General features: G+C 65.9%; 15 protein-coding genes. 10 read left to right on the top strand and 5 right to left on the bottom strand.

The window, feature by feature from the left end; genetic code table 11:
- Positions 1-60: 60 nt before the first annotated feature.
- The 3 genes from AXW67_RS11265 to AXW67_RS11255 all read right to left on the bottom strand — a co-directional run bounded on the left by AXW67_RS11265 (position 61) and on the right by AXW67_RS11255 (position 4486).
- Entirely contained in the window at positions 61-1743 is a 1683-nt protein-coding gene (locus AXW67_RS11265) for a SulP family inorganic anion transporter (RefSeq protein ID WP_063677937.1), read from the bottom strand.
- Between the two features lie 142 nt (positions 1744-1885).
- Entirely contained in the window at positions 1886-3391 is a 1506-nt protein-coding gene (locus tag AXW67_RS11260) for a caspase family protein (RefSeq protein WP_063677936.1), read from the bottom strand.
- 174 nt (positions 3392-3565) lie between these two features.
- Entirely contained in the window at positions 3566-4486 is a 921-nt protein-coding gene (locus AXW67_RS11255) for a LysR family transcriptional regulator (RefSeq protein ID WP_063677935.1), read from the bottom strand.
- 97 nt (positions 4487-4583) lie between these two features.
- Between AXW67_RS11255 and AXW67_RS11250 the strand changes: the two genes are divergently transcribed.
- The 4 genes from AXW67_RS11250 to AXW67_RS11235 all read left to right on the top strand — a co-directional run bounded on the left by AXW67_RS11250 (position 4584) and on the right by AXW67_RS11235 (position 9307).
- Complete coding sequence (locus AXW67_RS11250; RefSeq protein WP_027555810.1) at positions 4584-5027, top strand: DoxX family protein; 444 nt, start codon at positions 4584-4586, stop codon at positions 5025-5027.
- Positions 5028-5424: 397 nt separating this feature from the next.
- Positions 5425-6456, top strand: a complete 1032-nt coding sequence (locus AXW67_RS11245) for a TRAP transporter substrate-binding protein (RefSeq protein WP_063677934.1) — start codon at positions 5425-5427, stop codon at positions 6454-6456.
- 7 nt (positions 6457-6463) lie between these two features.
- Positions 6464-8317 carry a TRAP transporter large permease gene (locus AXW67_RS11240; protein ID WP_063677933.1) on the top strand — a complete coding sequence of 618 codons (1854 nt, stop codon included), beginning with the start codon at positions 6464-6466 and terminating at the stop codon, positions 8315-8317.
- Between the two features lie 12 nt (positions 8318-8329).
- Positions 8330-9307, top strand: a complete 978-nt coding sequence (locus AXW67_RS11235; RefSeq protein ID WP_063677932.1) for a hydroxyacid dehydrogenase — start codon at positions 8330-8332, stop codon at positions 9305-9307.
- Positions 9308-9313: 6 nt separating this feature from the next.
- Here AXW67_RS11235 and AXW67_RS11230 read toward each other — a convergent pair whose 3' ends face one another.
- On the bottom strand, positions 9314-10480 hold the full coding sequence (locus tag AXW67_RS11230) for an ABC transporter substrate-binding protein (RefSeq protein WP_063677931.1): 1167 nt from the start codon (positions 10478-10480) through the stop codon (positions 9314-9316).
- A gap of 323 nt (positions 10481-10803) precedes the next feature.
- Here AXW67_RS11230 and AXW67_RS11225 point away from each other — a divergent pair, with 323 nt between their 5' ends.
- From AXW67_RS11225 to AXW67_RS11210, 4 genes are all read left to right on the top strand, one after another.
- Positions 10804-13206, top strand: a complete 2403-nt coding sequence (locus AXW67_RS11225) for a bifunctional diguanylate cyclase/phosphodiesterase (protein WP_063678045.1) — start codon at positions 10804-10806, stop codon at positions 13204-13206.
- A 91-nt stretch (positions 13207-13297) separates the two neighbouring features.
- Positions 13298-14599: an MFS transporter gene (locus tag AXW67_RS11220; RefSeq protein WP_063677930.1), complete on the top strand. Its 1302-nt coding sequence runs from the start codon at positions 13298-13300 to the stop codon at positions 14597-14599.
- Between the two features lie 156 nt (positions 14600-14755).
- Entirely contained in the window at positions 14756-17341 is a 2586-nt protein-coding gene (locus tag AXW67_RS11215) for an EAL domain-containing protein (protein WP_063677929.1), read from the top strand.
- A 347-nt stretch (positions 17342-17688) separates the two neighbouring features.
- Positions 17689-18486: an outer membrane protein gene (locus AXW67_RS11210; RefSeq protein WP_145927543.1), complete on the top strand. Its 798-nt coding sequence runs from the start codon at positions 17689-17691 to the stop codon at positions 18484-18486.
- 249 nt (positions 18487-18735) lie between these two features.
- Here AXW67_RS11210 and AXW67_RS11205 read toward each other — a convergent pair whose 3' ends face one another.
- On the bottom strand, positions 18736-19347 hold the full coding sequence (locus tag AXW67_RS11205) for a TetR/AcrR family transcriptional regulator (RefSeq protein WP_063677927.1): 612 nt from the start codon (positions 19345-19347) through the stop codon (positions 18736-18738).
- Between the two features lie 126 nt (positions 19348-19473).
- Between AXW67_RS11205 and AXW67_RS11200 the strand changes: the two genes are divergently transcribed.
- Positions 19474-20706: a cytochrome P450 gene (locus AXW67_RS11200; protein WP_027551366.1), complete on the top strand. Its 1233-nt coding sequence runs from the start codon at positions 19474-19476 to the stop codon at positions 20704-20706.
- A 146-nt stretch (positions 20707-20852) separates the two neighbouring features.
- On the top strand, positions 20853-24052 hold a 3200-nt coding region (locus tag AXW67_RS11195; protein ID WP_063678044.1), incomplete at its 3' end, for an AsmA family protein.

Below are 24052 nucleotides of genomic sequence, written 5' to 3'. Positions count from 1 at the left end.
CAAGCGGGAGAGGTTGACCGAGCCTGCGGTCCGATCGATTCAACCGAAAGCCATCACGCTTTAGCGCGCCAGCTTGTGGACGGCCTCGTCCACGCTATGGAACACGTGCTCCCTCGGCAGGGCCTCGAACAGCCTGAAGCGTTCGAACGCGTTCTGCGCGCGCACCGACTCCAGCCGCGCCAGCGCCACCGTGACGCCCTGCTCGCTGCACGCCTTCAAGACGTCGAGCAGGATCTGCGCGGCGGTGAAGTCGATCTCGACCATGCCGCTCGCCTCCAGCACCAGCAATTGCGGCGTCGACGTGCTGAGGACCTTTGCGACGTCGCTGCGGAAGCCGGGCGCGTTTAGGAATGACAGCGGCGCCTGGAGCCCGATCACGGCGACGCCGGCGATGCGCTCGCCGGTGATATGCGGATGGGCGGGCCACCAGATCGTTGTGCCCGGCACGCGCTCGAATTCGACGAGCCTTGCGCGAGTGGTGCTCCAGATGCCGTGCAACAGCGACAGCACGATGCCGAGAAAGGCGCCCTGCTGGATCGGCAGCACGATGATCAGCGCGGCGGTGGCGACGATCAGCAGAAACTCGCTGAAGGACTGGCGATAGATCGTGACGATCTGCTTCGTGCGGATGATCCGCAGCGCCACGAACAGCAGGATGCCGCCGAGCGCGGCATCCGGCACGTGCCGCAGCAGTCCGGTGCCGAAAGCGAGAAGCGCCAGCACGATCACCGCCGCGGCAAGGCCGGCGAGCTGCGACTGCCCGCCGGTCTCCGCGACGATCCCCGTTCGCGGCGGGCTGGCATTGACCGGAAACGCGCCGAACAGGCCGGCCAGCACGCTGCCGGCGCCGGCGCCGAGAAAATCGCGATCGACATCGGCAGGCTTGTCGGGATCGGACAGGAACGACCGCGTCGTCGCCGCGGTCTGCACCATCACGACGACCGTGATCACGAAGGCAAGCGGCACCAGCCGCACCCACAGCTCCGGCGCAAGCTCGGGCAGCGTCGGCCGCGGCAGCGTGCCCGGAACTGCGCCGACGACGTTGACGCCCTTGCTCTCGAGGCCGAGCCCGATCACGGCCAGCGTCGCGCCCGCAAGTCCGATCAGCGCGCCGGGAATTTTCGCGCTCACGTTCTCGGAGGCGAAGACCACGGCGAGCACACCGAAGCCGATGCACAGCGTGTAGGGATTCGCTTTGCCAAGCTCGCCCGCGAGCACGCCGATGCGATCGAGCGTCGGGCCATTCGGGGCCTCGACACCGAGCACGCCCGGCAATTGCGAGACGATGATGTGGACGGAGATGCCGGCGAGAAAGCCGACCATCACCGGTACCGACAACAGATTGGCGATGCCGCCAAGGCGGAAGGCGCCGCTGGCGAGCAGCATCGCGCCGACCATCAGCGCCAGCGCGATCGCCAGTCCCTGGTATTCAGGCGAGCCGGTCGCCGCCAGCGCCGCAAGCCCGCCGGCGAAGATCGGCGTGATCGTGGAGTCGGCGCCGCAGGACAGGAAGCGGTTGCCGCCGAGCAGGGCAAAGCCGAGCGAGCCCGCCATGAAGGCGAAGAAGCCGATCTGCGGCGCGAAGCCGCCGAGCCGCGCGGTGGCCATCTGCTCGGGGATGGCGATGGCGGCGAGCGTCAGCCCCGCCATCAGGTCCCCCGGCAGCGAATAGGACGCAAGCGAGCCGAACAGCGGCCATGATGTCCTGGCCTCAGATATCTTGGCGTGAGTGTCGTGCGGCATTGATGTGCAGTCCCGGAAAAGCTTCTCTGACGATCAGACTACAGCATTTCCGGACGGCTAGGCGGCAGAGAGGGGCGCTACCATCAACAAGAATGCCCGCAGGTGACCCCTGCGGACATCCATTCGTACCGGGGCGGGAGCCTCAGTACCGGCGGTAGTCGCCGTGTCCCTCGCCGCCGCGGCCGCCCATGCCCATGCCGAGGCCAATTCCGACACCGATGCCGATGCCTTGCATCACGGCTGCGGGCGGTGGACCGGGAGGCGGTGCGCGCTCGACGACGATGTCGTCACGCGGGGGCCGGCGTTTGGGCGGCGTGTCGACGACCCTGCGCTTCGGCGGTGCATCGTCCACCCTGCGCTTCGGCGGCGTGTCATCGACGCGCTTCTTGATGATCGGCGCCACCGCCGGATTGACCGGCGTTGCCGGTGTCGAGGGCGCCGAGCACGGACAGGTCGGCGCCAGCGCGACGGCGAGCGGAGCGGGCAGGGCCGCGGTGGCGGCCGGGCCGTAATTGCGGTTCTGCACGCGGAGCAGCAGCCTGCGCGCGGTCGCAGCCAGGTCGCTGTTGTCCCAGTTCGCAAGATAAGCCTCGAACGAGGCGCGCGTGTTGATCGCGACCGCGCGCTCCCAGGCCAGCATCTGGCGCCGGCGCTCCAGGATCGTGCGCATGCGCGGCGCGGAGGCATCCTGCGCGAACAGTTCGACATAGGCCTGATACGCCGGCACGGTGTCGTCGGAGATCACGAGCTCATAGGCAGCCTTGGGCGCCTTGCCGCGCAGCTCGTTGCGCCAGTCGTCGACGCTGCGCGTGGCGCTGGCGAGCGCCGTCGAGCCTGCGCCCGGGACAGAAGACGGCTGACCGCTGCCATCGCCACCGAAGAATTTGAAATCGGTCGTCAGCGAAGAGCTTTCCCAGGGGATCTGCCGACCGTCGGTCGATTGCGCCACGGCGACGCGGATGCGCTTGAACACTTCCTCGATCGGGATGTTGGGCTCCTTGGCGATGGTCAGCGCTGCCGTGGTGTAGGGGCTGTCGATACCGGAGCCGTCCTCGGCTTCCGCGCCGGGCGAGGTCGAATAGGAGATGAACGAGCCGGGCGCGCCGGCCTTGGTGTCGACGATCGCAAGGCCGTGGCCGGCGCCGCTGAGCGCCGGGAACGGATTGTTGCGGCAGGCATCGAGCATGAAGATGCGTGCCCGCGTCGGCAGCGCGCCGAGGGTGTTGAGGAGATCGTTCAGTCGCACGCCCTGGAGCGGGATGTCGGCTTCGCGTTTGGGATCGAGGTCGACCGGCACCAGATAGTTCTCGCCGTCGATCTGCAGGCCGTGGCCCGCATAGAACACCAGTGCGACGGTATCGGCGCCGCTCGCGCTGACCTTGCTCGCAAAATCGCTGATCGTCTGGCGCATCTCGTTCTGCGCGAGGTTCGGCGCCGTGGTGACGCTGAAGCCGGCGTTGCCGAGCAGCTCGGCCATGCCCTTGGCATCATTGGCGGCGTTGGGAAGTTCCGGCACCGTGCGATAGGCGGATTGGCCGATTACGAGCGCGAGCCGTGCTTCTGCCGCGGCCTCCGTGGGCGTCATCATTTGGGCGAGGGCAAGAAGGCCGGATGCAACCAACAAACTGCAAAAGACTGGACGGCGCATGGTGTCACCTCCATCGGCAATGCGCGCGAGGATCTCACCTTTTCTAGGCCTTCGCCACGTTGCCGTCTGTGCGCTGGCTCACGCTCCAAGACATGCAGCGAAAAGACATGCGACGAAGCGTGCGACAAAATGGGGCAGGGACCTGCCGGACCCGGTCGCGCCGAGCCGTGCGCGTCACGGCAGTCCGTGGTCCCAGGGCGGGACTGGCGAAAACCGCGCGGCGAGATAGTCGATGAAGGCGCGCACCTTGGCCGGCGGCCGGCGGTCGGGCAGGTAGACCGCATGCACCGCCGATGTCTGGATCTCGGGTTGGTCGAGCGGAAGTGCGATGAGCGTGCCTGCGCGCAGGTCGTCGGCGACGATGAAGGTCGGCTGTCGCGCCAGCCCAAGCCCGGCGAGCGTTGCGGCGCGCAGCGCATCGCCATTGTTGGCGCGCAGATTGCCGCTGACCCGGACACGGATCTCGCCGTCCGCGCCGAACAGCCATTCCGCCGCGCTCGCCTGCTGCGAAAGTGTGTAGCCGAGACAATTATGGGCGGCGAGGTCGGCGACGTTGCGCGGCGTGCCGTGCTTCGCCAGATAGGACGGCGCGGCGCAGACGACCAGGCGGTTCGGCGCGAGCCGCCGCGCCACCATGCTGGAGTCGCGCAGCTTGCCGATGCGGATCGCGAGGTCCCAGCCTTCCTCGGCGAGGTCGACCAGGCGATCGTTAAAGCCGAGCTCGATCGTGACCTCGGGATGGCGGTCGCTGAACTCTGCGATGAGGGGCGCGATCTGCCTTGTGCCGAACACGACGGGCCCATTGACCCGCAGCAGTCCGCGCGGCTCGACGCGCTCGCGCGCGACCGCAGCGTCGGCAGCCTCCATGTCAGCGAGGATCCGCTCGGAGGATTCGAGATAGCTGCGTCCGGCCTCGGTGATGGACAGCCGTCTTGTGGTGCGGTGGAACAGCCTGATCCCAAGCCGCGCCTCCAGTGACGCCACATGCTTGGTGACCATGGTCTGCGACAGGCCCATGGCGCGGGCTGCGCCGGACAGGCTGCCAATGGCCGCCACCTTGGCGAAGACCTCGAGGCTGGTGAGGCGGTCGAGCAAAATGACTTCACTCTGTCAGTGTGAGCTATATTTCCAGAATAGCGGATTATCACTCCATTGAGAATAGATCATATCGGATCCAACAATGGAGACCGTCATGATCGATTCCCGCACCGCTCCCTACGCCGCGCTGGTGCTGCGCGTGACACTGGGCGCGCTGTTTCTGGCCCATGCCAGCCTGAAACTGTTCGTATTCACGCCTGCCGGCACCGCCAAGTTCTTCGGCAGCCTCGGCTTCCCGCCCGAACTCGCCTATCTCGTGATCGCGGTCGAGGTGCTGAGTGGCGTCGCCCTCATCCTCGGCGTGTGGACCCGCTATGCGGCGCTGGCGGGCATCCCGATCCTGCTGGGCGCGATCTTCACGGTGCATGGGGCCGCCGGATTCTTCTTCAGCAATCCGAAGGGCGGCTGGGAATACCCCGCCTTCTGGGCGATCGCGCTGGTGGCGCAGGCTCTCCTCGGCGATGGCGCCTACGCGTTGCGGCCGTCGCGAGATGTCGAGGCGGCGAGCGGTCAGTTGAGCGGCGCGCATTCGCGCTGACGTTACGGCATCATCAATCGACAAGAGCTGCGGGAGCGCGATCTCCCGCAGCTCTTTCTTTTTGTGTCGCGTGCCGAAGGACGCTCGGCAGTCGAAAACCCAATCAGCAAGGCGCAATCAATATGCGTTCTGCATTGATTCATACCTGAATTGGATCGATCCGCGTCAAACCCACTCCGCAGGCCCTTAGGTCACCGGATCATTGCGCAGCATTCATCGAAACATCGGCAAACGTAGGCCTTGTGCCGCGATCTACGCCGAAATGTCTGCTTCGCGGATGCTTGCTCCGTCACTGGGCGCGACCCTTGCGTGCGCTGTCGCTTTGGCCATACAGTCCGGGCAACAGGTCGCGACAATGATCGGGGCCGAACAAAAAATGCTTGGGAGAGACTGCATCATGACCATCGTGCCCGTGAGCCGTCGCGCGTTCATCAAGTCGTCGATGGCGATGACCGCCGGCCTGGTGCTCTCTCCCGCGATCATCGGCCGCGCCCAAGCCGCGACGATGAAGCTGAAATGCTCCTCCTCGCTGCCGAACGATCCGAAATACGCCAACGGCCGCGTCTACTATGACAATCTGGTCAAGAATCTGAAGGCGAATGGGCTCGGCGAGCAGATCGAGGTGTCCTTCTTCCCCGACAACCAGCTCGGTCAGGAAATCGACGTCATCAATTCGGTGAAGCTCGGCGTCATCGACCTCATGGTGTCGGGCTCGTCGATCTCGGCCAATCTGGTGCCGCTCGTCGGCACCTTCGACCTCGGCTACCTCTTCAGCAGCTTCCCGCAGCAGACCAAGGCGTTCGATGCCGGCGCCGCCAAGCCGATCGAGGATGCGCTGCTCAAGGGCGGCAATATCCGGATCATCGCCTGGGCGTACAATTTCGGCTCGCGCAGCGTGCTGGCGAAGAAGCCGGTGAAGACTCCCGAGGACCTCGCGGGCCTGAAGATCAGGACGCTGCCCAATCCCGTCATCACCGAATGTCTGCGCCTGATGGGCGCGGCCGCGACGCCGCTGGCGTTCGGCGAGATCTACACCGCATTGCAGGCCGGCGTGCTGGACGGGCTCGAGCACGATCCGCCGACCATCCTCGCCAGCAAGTTTTTCGAAACGGCGAAGTTCTATGCGCTGACGCAGCACAACTTCTCGCCGCTGGCGATCTATTTCAGCGACATGACCTTCAATCGCATGGATCCGAAGCTGCGCGAGAGTTTTCTCGACGCCGCCAAGAAGGCCGCGGCCGATACGCGCACGCACGGGCTTGCGGTGGAGAAGGAGGCGCTGGCAGCGCTCACCGACAAGGGCGTGACGGTCGCCGAATGCGATCGTGAAGCGTTTAGGAAGCGCGTCATGCCGCAGACCGACAACTTCATCAAGGCGCGGCCCGAGTCCAAGCCGGTCATCGACATGATCCGCGCGACCCAGGCCTGAGGCGGCGATGACAGGCGCCGCGTCCCTCTCGGGCGGCCGCCACGGGGGCATCACCTTGCTTCTTCGCGCCAGCGATGCGATCGCGGCCATCCTGCTGGCCGCCGATCTCGTGGTGGTGTGCGGTTCCGTACTGCTGCGCTTCTTCTTCAACGCGCCGGTCGAGTGGTCTGATGACGTCGCGCGCGGACTGATGGTCGGATCGGCCTTCTTCGGCGCGGCGAGCGCGCTGGCGCGCGGTGAGAATGTCGGCGTCTCCTTCTTTCGCGACATGCTGCCGTTGCGGCTGCGCGCGCTGGTCGATGCCGCGGGCGCGCTGCTGATCGTGCTGATCTCCGGTTACGTCGCCTACAACGCGATTAAGCTGGGCTCGCTGACGGCGGGCCAGACCACCGGCTCGGGCCTGCCGCTGGAGCTGACCTTCTACCCGATGGGCATCGGTGCACTGTTCATGGCGGTGTTCGCGATCGATCACCTCTGCGCACGGCCGCTCCCCGACATCGCCAAGGGCCTGGTTGCGATCGCCGTGGTCACCGCCTTGTACTTCGCCTGGGACTTTCTGTCGCCGTCAACGGTGCCGTCATCAGGCACGCTGATGCTGATCGGCTTCTTCGCGACGCTGTTCGGCGGCCTGCCGATCGGCTTTGCGCTGGCGCTCGCCGCGCTGATCTTCATCTGGGTCGAGGGTGCGCTGCCCGGCGTCATCTTTGCCCAGCAGATGGCGCGCGGCATCGATAATTTCGTGCTGCTGGCGATCCCGTTCTTCATTCTCGTCGGCTACCTCATGGAAGCCAACGGCATGTCGGTGCGTCTGATCGAGCTGTTGCAGCGCGCGGTGGGGCGCATGCGCGGCGGCCTGAACGTCGTGATGGTGGCCTCGATGGTGCTGTTCTCGGGTATCTCGGGCTCGAAGATGGCCGACGTTGCCGCGGTCGGCTCCGTGCTGATCCCGGCAGCGCGCCGCTCGAAGCAGAACCCGGGCGGCGCGGTGGCGTTGCTCGCCGCATCGGCGGTGATGGCGGAAACCATTCCGCCCTGCATCAACCTGATCATCCTGGGTTTTGTGGTGAATCTGTCGATCGGCGGCCTGTTCGTCGCTGGGCTGCTGCCCTCGGCGCTGATGGCGCTGGTCCTGATCGTCGTCTCCATCATCTTCGGCAAGCGGCCCGCCACGGTCGAGGAGGTCGAGCCGGAGACGCCGGTGTCGGGCCTCTGGACCGGCGCGATCGCTTCGTTCGGCTTGATCTTCATGATCTTCTTCGGCTTCAAGACCGGCTTTGCCACGGCCACCGAGATATCCGCTTTCGCGGTCGCCTATGCGCTCGTCATCGGCAGTCTCGTGTTCCGCGAGCTCAGCCTGAAATCGGCCGCGCACAGTTTCGTGCAGGCGGCGACGCGCGCGGGGCTGGTGCTGTTCATCGTCGCCGCCGCGCAATCGCTCGCCTTCACGCTGACCCTGCAGCAGGTGCCGCACGCCGTCGGCGATTTCATGCTTTCCTTGTCCAAGACCAGCGGCGTCTGGCTGTTCATGCTGCTCGCGATCGCGGTGCTGATCGTGATGGGCTCGGTGCTGGAAGGCGCGGCCGCGCTCATCATCTTCGGCCCGCTGCTCTTGCCGGTGGCGGTGCAGCTCGGCGTCGATCCCCTGCATTTCGGCGTCGTGCTGGTCATCGCCATGGGCATCGGCCTGTTCGCGCCGCCGCTCGGCCTCGGCCTCTACGGCGCCTGTCTGATCGGCAACGTGCCGATCGAGCAGACGGTGAAGCCGATCATGGGATATCTTGGCCTCATGATGCTGTGCCTGCTGGTGATCGCCTTCGTGCCGTGGCTCAGCACCGCGCTGCCGCGCGCATTCGGCTACTGAAGGAGCTTTGCCGTGAAAGTCCTGTTGGCTCACACGCCGGAGATGCGCCGGAACTATTACGGCGCGCGCAGCCTGAGCGGGCTGCAGGCGATCGCCGAAGTGATCCTGCACGAGGGCGATCAGCCGCTCGATTCCGCTAGCCTCGTTCGCGCGGCGAAGGATGCTGACATCATCGTCGCCGATCGCATGACCGAAGGCCGCGGCGAGATTTTTGCGCAGCTTCCGGATCTGCGCGCCTTCGTCCGCTGTGCCGTCGACATCCGCAATGTCAATGTCGACGCCGCTTCGCAAGCCGGCGTGCTCGTGACCCGCGCCGGGCCCGGTTTCGTGCAGGCGGTGGCCGAGCTCGCGCTCGGCTTCATGGTCGATCTGTCGCGCGGCGTGTCGCGGACGACGGCGGACTATCAGGCCGGCCGCAAGGTGGAGGCGCGGATGGGCCGCCAGCTCGCCGGCAGCAGGATCGGCATCATCGGCTATGGCAGCATCGGCCGCTATCTCGCCGAGATCGCGAAGGTGCTGCGGATGGACGTGCTGGTGTCCGATCCCTTCGCGACCGTCGGCGACAGCGCCATCAGGCAGGTCGGCCTCGACGAGCTGTTGTCGGCGTCGGACTATGTCGTCTGCCTCGCCATCGCCAATGAGCAGACCGAGAACCTGATCGGGGATACGGCGCTTGCACGCATGCAGAAGCATGCCGTGTTCATCAATCTTTCGCGCGGCAATCTCGTCGACGAGGCGGCGCTTGCGAGGGCGCTACGCGAAGGGCGCATCGCCGGCGCGGCGATGGATGTCGGCCGCGCGCCCGACCAGATGCCGACGCCGGAACTGGCCGCGCTCCCCAACGTCATCGCGACGCCCCATGTCGGCGGGCTGACCCCGCAGGCGATCGAATATCAGTCGCTGGAAACGGTGCGGCAGGTCGAGGCGATCATCAAGGGCGAGATCCCGCCGGGCGCGGTCAATGCCGACTGCTGGACACGCCGGCCCTGAGGCTGCCTACAGCCGATCGACCGGCTTGAAGGTCCCGTCCTTCTGAATCACGGTCAAAAACACCTTTGGCGGCGTATCGATTGCATGCGCTCCGACGGTGACGATACTGCCGCTGATGTCGAAGCGGCCGACATCGTTGATTACGCGCAAGAGGCCCGCCCGTGTCGGATTGGGGCCGGTCTTCTCCAGCGCCGCGGCGGCAAGGCGGCCGGACAGATAGCCTTCGAGCGACACGAAGTCCGGCGGCAGCGTCGGATCATACGCCTTCTGCGCCGCCTGATAGTCGGCGACGAGCCTCAGCGTGCGATCCCAGGGAAATGGGACGACCTGCGAGACGATGACGCCTTCGCCTTCCGCGCCGAGCTCCCGCGCCAGCGCATTGGCGCCGACGAAGGAGATGTTGACGAAGGTCGGATAGAAGCCGCTGCGGTGCGCGCGCTTGATGAATTCGGCGCAGGGGCCATAGGTGCCGACCATGACGATGGCTTCCGGCTCGGCGCGCCTCAACATCCGCCAGGCCGAGCCGACCGCGCGGGTGTTGCGCTCGAAGGTGCCTTCGGCAGCGAGCTCGAGGCCGCGCTTTGCGAGCGCGCTCTTCACGCCGGCGAGACCGTCGCGGCCGAAGGCGTCGTCCTGGTAGAAGATGCCGATGCGGGTGAACTTGCGATCCTCGGTGAGGTGCTTGATCCACGCCTCGGCCTCGGCGCCGTAGCTGGCGCGAATGTTCACGACGTTCGGCAGCTCGAGGTCGCGCAGGAATTCGGCGCCGGTGAACGGGCCGATGAAGGGAACGTTCCTGGCGCTGGTGATCGGAATGGTGGCCATCGCTGTCGGCGTTCCCACCGCGCCGATCAGCGCGAACACCTTGTCGTCCTCGATCAGCCGCAGCGTCTGCACCACCGAACGGTCGGGATCGTAGCCGTCGTCGCGGCTGAGCAATTGCAGCCTGCGGCCGTGTACGCCACCCCTGGCATTGATCTCGGTGAACGCGGCGACGATGCCTTGGCGCATGCGCTGTCCGAGCGCCGACGAGGGGCCCTCGAGCGCGGCCGCCTGGCCGAACAGGATCGCATCTGCGCTGACGCCGGCCTCATCGCCCCTGGCTGCGGGCGCGAGCGCGGCCAGCAGCACGACGATGAGGGCGACGCAGGTTGCTGCTCGCGATCGTTTCATGAAGACGGTTGCCGGATGCTGGAAGAATTGCAGGAACGATAGTGCGGGCAGCTGAACAGCTCGCTAACCCCCTTGCAAGGACGCTCCGTAAGACTGCGGGGAAAAGCTGCAACTTACGACCGGAATGGACCGACTTGCGGATCAATCGTTAACTAAGCCGCGCAATGCGGGACGTCCGGCTTGCGAAATTGTGCACTTCTTAACTCCGTTCCTTGTCCGATCGTTGCCTCGGCGGCTCAACCAGAGGTGCGATCCGCCGCGCGGCAAGGGGACTGCGGATCAAGATGGGCGATCACGATCAGAATGATCAGGATCGGAAGCGCATGATTGGACGGTGGCGTTCCGCGCCGCTGTTGGGGCTCTATCGTCCTGCGCTGGTCGCGGCCTGCGTCGGCCTTCTGTTCTCGCTGGTCGGCGCGGCCGCCGTGTCGAGATGGGAGGACCGCGTCAACAAGGTCGAGTTCGACAGCGCCGCCGAGACTGAATCCATCGTCATGCAGAATGGCATGAACGAATACATCAGCAGGCTCCTGGCTCTGCGCACCCTGTTCGAATCGGCCAACGAGGAAATCACGCGCAGCGAGTTCGAGACCTTCAGCGGCCGGCTGTTCGAACGCCATCCGGGCATGCTGCGCATCGCCTGGCTGCCGCGCGTCGATCGCAAGGAGCGTGCCGAATACGAGGCCGCGGCGGTGGCCGACGGCGTATCCGGCTATCGCATCAAGTCGCTCCAGGGCCAAGAAGATGGTCAGGGCTTTGCGACTGCGCCGCAGAGCGATGAGTACTTTCCGGTCTTCTATTCGACGCAGCCGAAGACGTCGGCCGTCTACGGCATGGACTACGCGACCGTTCCGGACCGCCGCGCGGCACTCGAGCGCGCACGGGACAACGATCGAATCGCCGCGCTCCGGACCGAGCTCTATGGTCCGAAAGAGGGCGGCCAACAGCCGAACGTCCTCGTCGTGGTGCCGGTCTATGCCAAGGGCACCTCGCGCGAGACGGTTGCCGATCGCCGCCGCAATCTTGCGGGTTTCGTCGTCGGCATCTTCGACCTGCCGCTGTTGCTGCAATCGATCCGGGCCACGACCGCGGCAAGTCCGGCAATCAGCGTCAATGTCTATCCGCCGTTCTCGGGGCAGATCGTCAGCCTTGAGCGGTCAATGCCGGATTTCTCGTCCGCACCCGCCGCGCCGCAGTCGATGCGCGACGTCGCGCGCGGCGTGCACTGGTCGGGGATACTCAGGATCGGCGATAGCGATTGGCAGGTCCGTGCCATCCCGACGGCCGGAGGCACGCTGGAGACGTCGTACGACCGCGCGCTCACGGTGCTGATCGTCGGCATGCTGCTGACGCTGTCGCTTGCCACCTATATCGTGCTCGCAAGCCGCAACGCCCGGCGGCTGTCGCTGGCGAACCGCCGGGTGCTGGAGCTCGCCCAGACCGACATCCTGACAGGCTTGCCGAATCGCGCGTTCTTTCTCGCACAGCTCGACGAGATCAACCGTCAGTTGGAGGAGAGCGGCTTGACCTTCTCGATCCTGATGCTCGACCTCGACCGTTTCAAGAACGTCAACGACTCCCTTGGTCACGGGGCCGGCGACTTGCTGCTGCGGCAGGTGGCGCAGCGCCTGAAATTGGCGCTGCGGGAGAGCGACGTGCTGGCGCGGCTCGGCGGTGACGAATTCGCGATCATCCAGGAGGGCTGCGAGGATCAGCGGGTCTGCTCCACCGAACTCGCCGCGCGCATCGCAAAGCTGGTGGCCGAGCCGTTCCTGCTGCCCGGACATCGCGTGGAGATCGGCACCAGCATCGGCATCGCGATCGCGCCGGAGCACGGCCGCGACCAGGAGCAGCTATTGAAGAAGGCCGACCTTGCGCTGTACCGCTCGAAATCGGCGGGCCGCAACTGCTTCACCGTCTACGATGAGGCGATGTCGGCCGAGCTCGTGGCGCGCAACACGCTGGAAGGCGACCTACGCGATGCCATCGCGCGCTGCCAGCTCGAGCTGCACTATCAGCCATTCGTCGACGTCATCGGCGGCGGGTGCCGCGGATTCGAGGCGCTGGTGCGCTGGCGGCATCCGAGCCGGGGCTTGATTCCGCCGGACCAGTTCATTCCGCTCGCGGAAGAGACCGGGCTGATCGTGCCGCTCGGCGAATGGGTGTTGCGGCGCGCCTGTGCGGATGCCGCGACCTGGCCCGCGGAGCTGATGGTCGCCGTGAACCTGTCTCCGATCCAGTTCAAGGAAGCCGAGCTGTTCGAGGTGATCTCTGCGGCGCTGAGGGATTCCGGTCTGCCGCCAGAGCGTCTCGAGATCGAGATCACCGAGTCGGTCCTCCTGGAGCGCGGCGTGGAGAACCTCGCCTTCATGGAGCGGCTCAAGAGCATTGGCGTCGAGCTCGCACTCGATGATTTCGGCACCGGCTATTCGTCGCTCAGCTATCTGACGGCGTTCCCGTTCGACAAGATCAAGATCGACAAGTCCTTCATCCGCAACCTGACGCATCAGCCGCGCAGTTCGGCCATCATCTCCTCGATCGTGACGCTGGCGCGTGGACTGGACATGTCGGTCACCGCGGAGGGCATCGAGACCCCTGAGGAGTTCGAGCGGCTGACCGCGCTCGGCGTCAATTTCGCGCAAGGCTATCTGCTCGGACGCCCGCAGCCGGTCGACCGAATTGAGTTCGGTGCGTCCGTTCAACCTTCGCGGCGCGACGCCGCCTGAACGCGCCGCCCAACGGGCATGCGCGAAAAGCGCTTGACCCTGGCATCCCCAGATGCTCGGAAAGATCGTCCAGGGATGAAACAAACACAACATGCGGCTTCCGTTCTTCTACGGCTGGATCGTGGTCGCCGTGACCTTCGTCACCATGGCGATCGGCGTCAACGCGCGCACGGCCTTCTCGCTGTTCTTTCCGCCGATCATCTCCGAATTCGGCTGGGAGCGCGGCGTCACGGCGGGCGCCTTCTCGTTCGGCTTCGTGGCGTCGAGCGTCGTCAGCCCGCTGATCGGCCGGCTGATGGACCGGGCCGGTCCCCGCGCGGTGATGGAGCTTGGCGTTGCGCTGATGGGCGGCGGAATGCTGCTCGCGCCGCTCACCAGTCAGCCCTGGCATCTCTATGTGACCCTCGGCGTCATGGTCGGCGCCGGCAGCGTCTGCCTCGGTTATTCCGGCCAATCGCTGTTCCTGCCGAACTGGTTCATCCGCACGCGCGGCTTTGCCATCGGCATCGCTTTTGCCGGCGTCGGCATCGGCTCGGTGAGCTTGCTGCCATGGGTGCAGCATCTGATCGAGCAGACCGGCTGGCGCACCGCCTGCACCGCGATGGGCCTGCTCATCCTGATCGTGCTGGCGCCGATCAATCTGTTCCTGCGCAAGCGGCCCGAAGACATCGGCCTTCGACCTGACGGCGATGCAGCGCCGGCCGCGGGGGCGGCAAAGCCTGTCTCCAACGTTGTCGATCCGGCCTGGGCCGGCACCGACTGGACGCTCAGGCGCGCGCTCGGAACCGCGCGCTTCTGGTGGATCGCACTCGGCTATTTCTGCGGCCTGTACATCTGGTACGCCGTGCAGGTGCACCAGACCAAATTCCTGCTCGACATCGGCTTCAGCGCGAACGTCGCGGTGTGGGCGCTCGGCATCGTCAGCTTGCTCGGAATTCCCGGCCAGATCCTGCTCGGCCATCTCTCCGACCGGGTCGGGCGGGAATGGATCTGGGCGGCGAGCAGCGCAGGATTCGCGATCTGTTTCGCGGCGTTGATCGCCCTGAAGTTCGAGCCCTCGCTGTGGCTAGTCTACCTGATGGTGTTCACGCAAGGCGCGCTCGGCTACGGCCTCACCTCGATCATGGGCGCGGTGGTGTTCGAGATCTTCCAGGGCAGGCACCAGGGCAGCATCTTCGGCACGATCATGCTCGCGGCGCTCGCCGGCGGCGCGGCCGGTCCGTGGCTGACCGGGGTCCTCTACGATCGCACCGGCGACTACACGCTGGCGTTCGCCATCGCCATCGTGGTGAGCGGATTGTCGGCGCTTGCGATCTGGCAGGCGGCGCCGCGCAAGGTGCGGGCCGTGGCCGGCCGCCTGCACAAGATTCACGCGGGACCCGGCGCGGAATGAGTTCCGCACGCATCGTATTGCAGCCGTCGCTTTCGCGGAATGTTAATCATGTCGCGCCTTGGCGGGAGGCCATTCGGTTGCAAAAACGTCTTGGACACCATCGGAGCATTAGCTTCGGATCGATTGTCGCATCTTCACGATGCCTCCGGGTCAACGATGTCTGCCTCCGACTGCCTTGTGACCGAAACTCCGGACGTCCTACGGGCCGCGCTCGAGCGTGCTGACGATGGCGTCGTCATCCTCGACAGCGCGCACCGCATCACCCATTTCAACGCCGCTGCCGAGCGGATCTGGAAGCTCGCGCGCGCGGACGTGCTCGGCCGCGATGCGGCCGCTCTCTCCCTGACGTGCCTTCAGGCAGATCCGGTCGTGGACTTCCGCGACGAGATCAGCCTGGTGCGCCGCGACGGCAGCCGGATCAAGGCGGCCGTATCGCTCGCATCGATTGTGGCCGAGGGGGCCATCCATCACATCGTGTTCGCGCGCGACGTCACCGCCGAGGCCGAACGCCGCGTCCGTATCGGCCTGCTCAACGCCGTCTCCGACCAGACCAACCGCGTGGTGATCATCACCGACACCGACCAGAACATCCGCTATGTCAATTCGACCTTCACCAAGCTGTTTGGCTACACCAGCGCGCAAGCCGAGGGACGCCGCGCGGCCGAGCTGATTGCCGGCAGTCACACCAACCGCAAGGCGGTCGGCAAGCTCGTCGAGCGTCTCATGCATGGCGGTCGGCGCGGCGAGGTCGAGACGCTCGTCTACGACAAGGACGGCGAGGAGATCTGGGTGTGCGCCAGGATCGACGCCTTTCGCGACACGAAGGGGCGCGTCAAGCACTTCTTCGCCCTGCTCGAGGACATCACCGAAACCCGGCAGCTGCGCTCGCTTCAGCAGCTCATCATGAGCGCGCTCGCCGACGAGGTTCCGATCACCGAGATTGCCGACCGGCTCTGCCGCCGGGTCGAGCAGATCGCTCCCGATGTCGTCTGCTCGCTGCTGCATGTCGATTCCGCCGGCCTCGTTCATCCGCTCGGTGGTCCGAGCCTGCCCGAGGATTATTCCCGCGCACTCGACGGTATCGCGATCGGCCCCGATGTGGGCTCCTGCGGAACAGCCGCCTTCTACGGAAGGCCTGTGCTGGCGATCGATCTCGACACCGATCCGCGCTGGCAGCCCTACAAGGCGCGTCCGCTTCAAGTGGGCTTGCGCGCATGCTGGTCGACGCCGATCAAGGCCAAGGACGGCCGGGTCATCGCCACCTTCGCCTTCTACTTCCGCCAGTCGCGCGCGCCGAGCAACTGGCACCGGCGGATCGTCGATGCCTGCGTCGACCTCGGCGCCTTCGCGATCGAGCGCAAGGAGGCGCGCGCCGAGATCGCGCGGCTCGCCTATCACGACATTCTCACCGGCCTGCCGAACCGCGCGCAGTTGCGGCACCTGATCACCACGGCGATCGACGCCTGTCCGACCGGCGGCCATGTCGCGCTCGCCTTTCTCGACGTCGATCACTTCAAGGACGTCAACGACACGCTGGGGCACGCCGCGGGCGACGAGCTCCTGGTCCAGCTCGCGCAGCGCCTGCGCGAGCAGATCGGACCCGCGGACATGCTGGGCCGGCTGGGCGGCGACGAATTCGTCATCCTGCTGCCCAATCGCAACGCGGAGAGCGCCGCGCGCGTTGCGGGACAGATCACAGATGCGCTGTCGGCGCCTTTGCGGCTCGGATCCAAGCCGATGCAGATGTCGGCCAGCATCGGCATCAGCCTCTATCCCGATCACGCCACCGACATCGACACGCTGATGCAGCAGGCCGATGCTGCCATGTACATGGCCAAGCAGGCGGGCCGTTCGACGCACCGTCTGTTCAGCGCCGAGATGAACGGGCTCGCCGAGCAGCGGCTGGCCCTCATCGCGGCGCTGCGCCGCGCCATCGCCGAGGACGCGCTGACCCTCAGCTACCAGCCGCAGATCCGCAGCCGCGACGGTGCCGTCCACGGCGTCGAGGCGCTCGCACGCTGGCACGATCCCGTGCTCGGCGAGGTCTCGCCCGCAAAGTTCATCCCGCTCGCCGAAGAATGCGGTCTGATCGAGCAGATCGGCCTGTGGTCGGTGCGCGAGGCCTGCCGGCAGATGGCGAGCTGGCGCCGCGCCGGGCTCAACATCCCCTCCGTGTCGGTGAACCTGTCGCCGATCAATTTCCGCCACGTCGCGCTTGCCGCGCGGCTGGCCGACATCCTCGCAGAATACGAGCTGCCGCCGAATGCGCTGATGCTCGAGATTACCGAAGGCACGTTCATGCAGGACGGCGCGGCCGCGCTGGAGACGATGCACGCGATCCGTGCGCTCGGCGTCGGCCTTTCGGTCGACGATTTCGGCACCGGCTATTCGAGCCTCAGCCGGCTCGCGCATCTGCCGATCCGCGAGCTGAAGATCGACCGCAGTTTCATGCGCGACATCGAGAAAGATTCCGCCGCGCTCGCGATCGCCACGGCCGTGGTGCGGGTGGGGCAGGGCCTCGGCATGACCGTCGTCGCCGAGGGCGTCGAGACCGAGGGTCAGCGCAAGATGCTGGCCGAGCTCGGCTGCGACGTCGTACAGGGCTTCCTCTATGCGCCCGCGCTCGCGCCGGTCGCATTCGAGCGCTGGCTGATCGAGCATAGCGCCGAGCAGGCGAGGGCGATGCTGGGCCGCCTCGACGTTGCGCCGCGCGATGCAGTCGCGGTGAAGCGATCGGCATAGTCGCCTCTGGTGCCTAAGCCAGAGATCGTTCCCTCTCGGGGGAGAACCAGGCGCTCTATGCCCGCTCTAAGGACTTCGGTTGTTGACCCAATGCTGCAATCTAGCGAGCCTTTGAGCATTGGTCAGCTGGTGACGGAAGAGCCGACCTCGCAGCGTAACCGGTTGCTTCGCACGAGCGATGGTTCATTGGCTTCGCGGCCAAACCTCAGACAGTTGCCGATCTGCAACATTACCGCTTTTTTTGCAACTTTGCCAAATCTGCATAGGCAGCCTCCCGCTCCTGCTGTTGCATTCCCTTAGGGGCATACAGCGGCTGCGATTCACATCGCTCGGATGGTGCTCGGTTTTTGCAGAAGGGGACGCAAATGAATAAGACGTTGACCGCAAGTGTCGCGCTCATTGCGCTCGGCACAACGGCCGCCGGAGCAGCGGATATGCCTGTTAAGGCCCCGCCGCCGCCACCGCCGGTGCCCATGTTCAGTTGGACCGGGTTCTACATCGGCGCCAACATTGGAGGCGCCTGGTCCAACAACCGCTGGCACGACACGCTCTTCCTGACAGACTTCAACAACAATAACAACGGCAGATTCATCGGCGGCGGACAGATCGGCGGCAATTACCAGATCGGCAACTTCGTCATCGGCGGCGAATGGGACTTCGACTGGGCCGGCAACAATAACAACAACGGCGCCGGTGTTTTCATTCCGGGCGTTGGAGCCATCGCGGTCACCAACAACAACAATCGCTGGATCACGACAGTGGCTGCTCGCTTCGGCTGGGCCGTCGACCACTGGATGTTCTATGGCAAGGCCGGCGGCGGTTGGGTCGGCAACAACAACTTCACCGTCACCAACCTCACGACGGGCGCGTCTTTCACCTGCGGCACCTTCGGCCTTACAAACTGCGGCAACAACGCCGGCGGTTGGCTGGTAGGGGCTGGCTTCGAATATGCGTTCACGAACAATTGGACGGTGAAGTTCGAATACGACTATCTCGGCTTGGGCAACCGGACTTTCGTCATTCCCGCCACGGCCCCGTTCCTCGCTGGCGATACGTTCACCTCCAACAATCGCAATGTCCAGATGGTGAAAGTTGGTGTCAACTACTTGTTCAACTGGGGCGCGCCGGCTGCCTCCAGATACTAGTCGCCGAATCCATCTTTGACTTTGGGCAATCAACATAAGGGCTCCGGGCTCTCGCACCGGAGCCCGCTCTGTCTTACGGCGCGGGCCTCCAATACGCCCCTCATCGCCAGCGCGATGAGATGATTGAAGAGCACGCAATTTGCAGCGGTGCATGAGTCCGGAGTTGCCCAAATCCCGACATGTGCCCACGCCGCTTGAACGTCTGCTTTCGAGAGCAAAACTGGCTCGACGATTTTGTGAAGCCACACCCTAGTCCGGCGACAATCCCGTCCTGCGCCTCAAATCCGTGATCGCGCGCATAAAACTGTCGGCCGGCGTCGTCTCCGGATCGATCAACCGGTGCAGGCGAAAGCCGTCCTCCAAGGCCAGCACGACGGACGCTGCCCATGACGGGTTGAGTCCGCCATTCCTGCCGTTGCCCTTCAGCGTGGTCTCGACGATGTCGGCAATCAGCTTGCGCCGGGCGCGCAGGCGTTTTGCAAGTTCGGGGCGGCGTTTCTCGGCGCGCGCGACGTAGAGGATCATCTCCATGTGCAGGAGCGGGGAGCGGCCAAGCGGATCCTGCCGGCTGCGATCCATCGATTTCAAGGCGGCAATGAAGTCGTCGAGATCGGTATGCTCGGCGAGAATGTCGAGATTGCGCCGGATCGACTGCTCGACATGGTCTTCGAGCATCGCGATGATCAGCTCATCCTTGCTCTTGAAGTTCGAATAGAACGCCCCGCGGGTGAAACCGGCCGCGGCCGCGATCGCCTCGATGCTGGCACTGCCGATGCCTTCCTGCTCGAACACGCGGGCGGCTGCCTCGAACAGCTTGTCGCGCGTGTCGTCCCTGGTCGGCCTGGTTCTTACCCTTGACATCGGCGCAGATTAGGCGAGAATGCAACTCGATACAACAATGTATCGAGTTGAATATTCAGGGATGGTTACGCCGGGCTTTGGGCCGCCGGCGTATTCGTGTCATGCGGCAACCGATTTGAGGTCACCATGAACGAGCATGTGCAACCCGCAGGCGGCGGGCCGCTGTTCAATCCGCTGTCACCGGACTTCATCCGCGATCCCTATCCGCACTATGCGCGGCTGCGCACGACCGATCCGGTCCACCTCTCGCCCTACGGCTCGTTCGTCACCAGCCGCCATGCCGAGGTGAGCCTCGTGATGCGCGACAAGCGTTTCGGCAAGGACTATGTCGAGCGCACCAAGCGCCGCTACGGCGAGAAGATCATGGAGGAGCCGGTCTTCCGCAGCATGAGCCACTGGATGCTGCAGGCCGATCCGCCCGATCACACCCGCCTGCGCGGCCTGGTGGTCAAGGCCTTCACCGCCCGCCGCGTCGAGGACATGCGGCCGCGCATCCAGGAGATCGTCGATCAGACCATCGATGCGGTGATGGATCACGGCCACATGGACCTGATCGAGGATTTTGCCTTCCGCCTGCCGGTCACCATCATCTGCGACATGCTCGGAATCCCCGAAGACCATCGCGAAGTCTTCTACAAGAGCTCGCGCGATGGCGGCCGGCTGCTCGATCCCGTGCCGCTCTCGCCGGAGGAGATCAAGCAGGGCAACGCCGGCAACCTGATGGCGCAGATGTATTTCCAGCAGTTGTTCGAGCTGCGCCGCCGCAATCCCGGCGACGACCTCACGACCCAGCTGGTGCAGGCCGAGGAGGACGGCCACAAGCTCACCAACGAGGAACTGACCGCCAACATCATCCTGCTGTTCGGCGCCGGCCACGAGACCACCGTCAACCTGATCGGCAACGGCCTGTTGGCCCTGCATCGCAATCCGGACCAGCTTGCACTGCTGAAGGCGAAGCCTGAGCTGATCACCAATGCGATCGAGGAATTCCTGCGCTACGATTCGTCGGTGCAGATGACCGGGCGGGTCACGCTGGAGGACATCGACGACCTCGGCGGCGTGCGGATCCCCAAGGGCGAGACCGTGCTGTGCTTGCTCGGCTCGGCCAACCGCGATCCGGCCGTCTATCCTGATCGCCCCGACCGGCTCGACATCATCCGGCCGAACGTCAAGCCGCTGTCGTTCGGCGGCGGCATCCATTTCTGCCTGGGCGCCCAACTGGCGCGCATCGAGGCCGAGATCGCCATCGCCACGCTACTGCGGCGGCTGCCGGACTTGCGGATCGACGACGTCGAGAACCCGGAATGGCGGCCGACCTTCGTGCTGCGCGGCCTGAAGCGGCTGCCGGCGAGCTGGTAAGGCGGCTCGGCGTTAACCTCCGTGCGCAACAGTCGCTGTGACTTCGCCACACTTCGCCCTATATAAGGGATTGTTCCGGCGCGGGTTTAGGCAGTGACGCAAGGCTTGGGTTTGGCCCGGGCGCCGGTTTGGCCGAGGGGAGACCCGTGCAGACGACACTGCTCGGATTAGCGATTGCCTTCATCATTGCGCTGCTGGCCGCGCTGATCGGGCCTTACTTCGTCGACTGGAACCAGTTTCGGCCCCAGTTCGAGGCGGAGGCGACCCGGATCATCGGCGTGCCGGTGCGGGTGGCGGGCGAGCTGGACGCGCGGCTGCTGCCGGCGCCGACGCTGCGCCTGCGCTCGGTTACCTTCGGCGGCAACAACGATCTCGGCCGCCTGCGCGCCGACAAGCTCGACGTCGAGTTCAGCCTGGGCTCGCTGATGCGTGGCGAATGGCGCGCCACCGAGCTCACGGTCAATGGCATGGCGGTCGATCTCGGCCTCGATGCCAAGGGTCGGGTCGACCTGCCGTCCACCGCGAGCAGCAGCTTCAATCTCGCCTCGCTCGCGATCGAGCGGCTGAACCTCACCGGCCGCATCGCCCTGCATGATGCCGCCAGCCGCTCGACGCTGGAATTGAACGACATCGCCTTCTCCGGCGACGTGCGCTCGCTCGCCGGCTCGGTGCGCGGCGACGGCAATTTCACCCTCGGGCGCACCCGCTATCCGTTCCGCCTCTCCTCCGGCCCGAGCGCCGACGGCAGCGCCACCCGGCTCCATCTCAATATCGATCCCGGCGAGCGCGCCATCCTGGCCGATCTCGAGGGTGTGCTCACCTTCGACAACCGGCTGCCGAAGTTCGACGGCGCGCTGACGCTGGCCGTACCCAAGAAGCCGGGCGAGGCGGGGCCGACGCCCTGGAAGCTCGCCGCCAAGCTCAAGGCCGATCCGGCGGGTGCGAAATTCGAGCAGATCGACGCGAGCTTCGGCGCCGAGGACAATGCGCTGAAGGTCGGCGGCGTCGGCGACATCAGGTTCGGTGCGGCGCCGCTGCTGCGCGCGGTGCTGTCGGCGCGCCAGGTCGATGCCGACAAGCTGACTGGCAAGGACGATGCGGAGCCGCTGCGCATCCTCCCGGTCCTGCGCGCCGGCCTCGCTGCGATCCCGCAGGCGCCAATCCCGGCGCAGATCGAGTTCAATTCCGACCAGATCATGCTGGGCGGCCGTCCTCTGCAGAACATCGCGGCCGAGCTGCAGACCGACGGCAAGTCCTGGACCTTCCAGCGGCTCGAGCTGCGCGCGCCCGGCATGACGCAGCTTTCGCTGAACGGCGCGGCTCCCGGCTCCGACAGTTTCAGTGGCCGCCTCAGCGTCGAATCCTCCGATCCCGATGTGCTGGTCGCCTGGCTCCAGGGTCGCAGCGACGTCAACCGCCGCAGCACGAGGCCGCTGCGCCTTGCCGGCGACGTGACGATCGCCGCCAACCATCTCGCGATCGAGAAGCTGAAGGCCGAGATCGAAGGCGGCGCCGTCGAGGGCCGGATCGCATTCGCGCAAGTCGGCGCGAACAAGGGCTCGCGGATCGATGCGGAGCTCAAGGCCGATCGCCTCGATCTCGACGTCGCATCGGCCTTCGTACGCGCGATGGCCGGGCCGCAAGGCGAATGGCCGGAGGAGGCAAAGCTTTCGCTCGATGTCGGCCGCGCGATCTCGGCCGGCCAGGAGCTGCGGCCGTTCACGGCGAAGCTCGGCTACGGCCCGACATCGCTCTCGTTGGAGCAGCTCCGATTTGGCCAGGCCAGCGGCGTCACCACGGAAGCGAGCGGCAATTTCGACCGCACGCGCACGACCGGCCGGCTTGCGCTGACATCGTCGGCGGGCTCGCTGCGCGAGCTCGCTGCGCTGATCGAGCCGCTGGCACCAATGGTCCGCGCGCGGTTCGATGCCATCGAAGCGTTGCCGGGCGCCACGCGCCTGAAGCTCAACGTCAGCCTCGACAAGAACGCCGAACATGCCGACCGCAGCGACGCGCGCGCGACGTTCGATCTCGATGCGCCGCAGCTCAAGGCCACCGCGACATTGGCGGCTCAGACCCCGGCGACGGCGGTCAACGGCATCGACATCGACAGGCTGCGCAGCAGCGATTTCACGCTGGACTCGAAGGTGTCGACGCCGCAGGCCGCGACGCTGCTGGCGCTGCTCGGCCTTGATCGCGCGGTTGCCGCAGGCGAGGGGACTTCGCAGTTCGAGGGCCGCCTGAGTGGCGTTTGGCAGAAGCCGCTGCAATTCAGCGCCAAGCTGTCGGGCGGTCTGGATGCGGACGCGCAGGGCAGCTTCGATTGGTCGGCATCCAAGGGCAGTGCGAATCTGCGCGTGCGCAACGCCAATCTGGCGCCGCTGTTCGGAATGAGCCCGACCGAGAAGTCGGCGCAGAATGTCGGCCTGTCCTCGCGGGTCAGCCTGTCCGGCAACAAGCTGATCTTCGACGATCTCGACAGCAGCGCGGCCGGCTCGCGCCTGCGCGGCCGTCTGGCGATGACGCTGGACCAGGACAGAAGCGTCGAGGGCGAGGTCGGCCTCGACACGCTCGATCTCATGCCGGCGCTCGCGGTCGCCCTTGGCGCGGCCGGACGTGACGCCGGCGAGCCGCTGAGCGTGGGGCTTCTCGGCAACTGGCGCGGCAAGATCGCCTTCCAGGCCCTGCGCGGCAGCCTGCCGGGCGGCGTCGAGGTGCGTCCCTTCAGCGGCACGATCCGGAACGACGGCCAGGCGCTCTCGCTCGATGGCCTGAAGGGCAGTGTCGGCGGCGGCGAGATGGCCGCGAGCCTCGATGCCAGGAATGGCCCTAACGGTCTTGCGCTGAACGCGCGTATCGAGCTCACCGATGTCGATGCGACGACGCTGCGCTATCGCAACCTCGCACTGCCCAAGGGACGCGCCTCGGTGCAGATGGCGCTGACCAGCCAGGGCCGCAGCGTTGCGGCACTGACCGGCGCGCTGGCCGGCAACGGCACGGTGACGCTGAACGCGGCCGAGATCACCGGCCTCGACCCGCGCGCCTTCGAGATCGCGATCCGCGCCAGCGACGGCGGCCAGGTCACCGATGACAACCGTCTCCGGCAGCTGGTCGAGCCCGCGCTGTCGGCAGGTCCCATCGCGATCGCCTCGGCGCAGATCCTGTTCACGATCCGCGACGGCCGCTTGCGCGTCGGCGCCACCACGCTCGAAGCGAAGAACGCCCGCGCCATCATCTCCGGCGGCTACGATATTCCGGCCGACCAGGCCGACATCCGTGCCAGCCTGACGCCGATCATGACTGGGCTCTCCGGCGCCCCGCCCGAGATCCAGCTGTTTGCGGCAGG

This window comes from Bradyrhizobium neotropicale, from assembly GCF_001641695.1.
Lineage (GTDB): Bacteria > Pseudomonadota > Alphaproteobacteria > Rhizobiales > Xanthobacteraceae > Bradyrhizobium > Bradyrhizobium neotropicale.
Note: the sequence above shows the minus strand (reverse complement) of the source record. Positions and strands in the feature narration are given on the sequence as shown.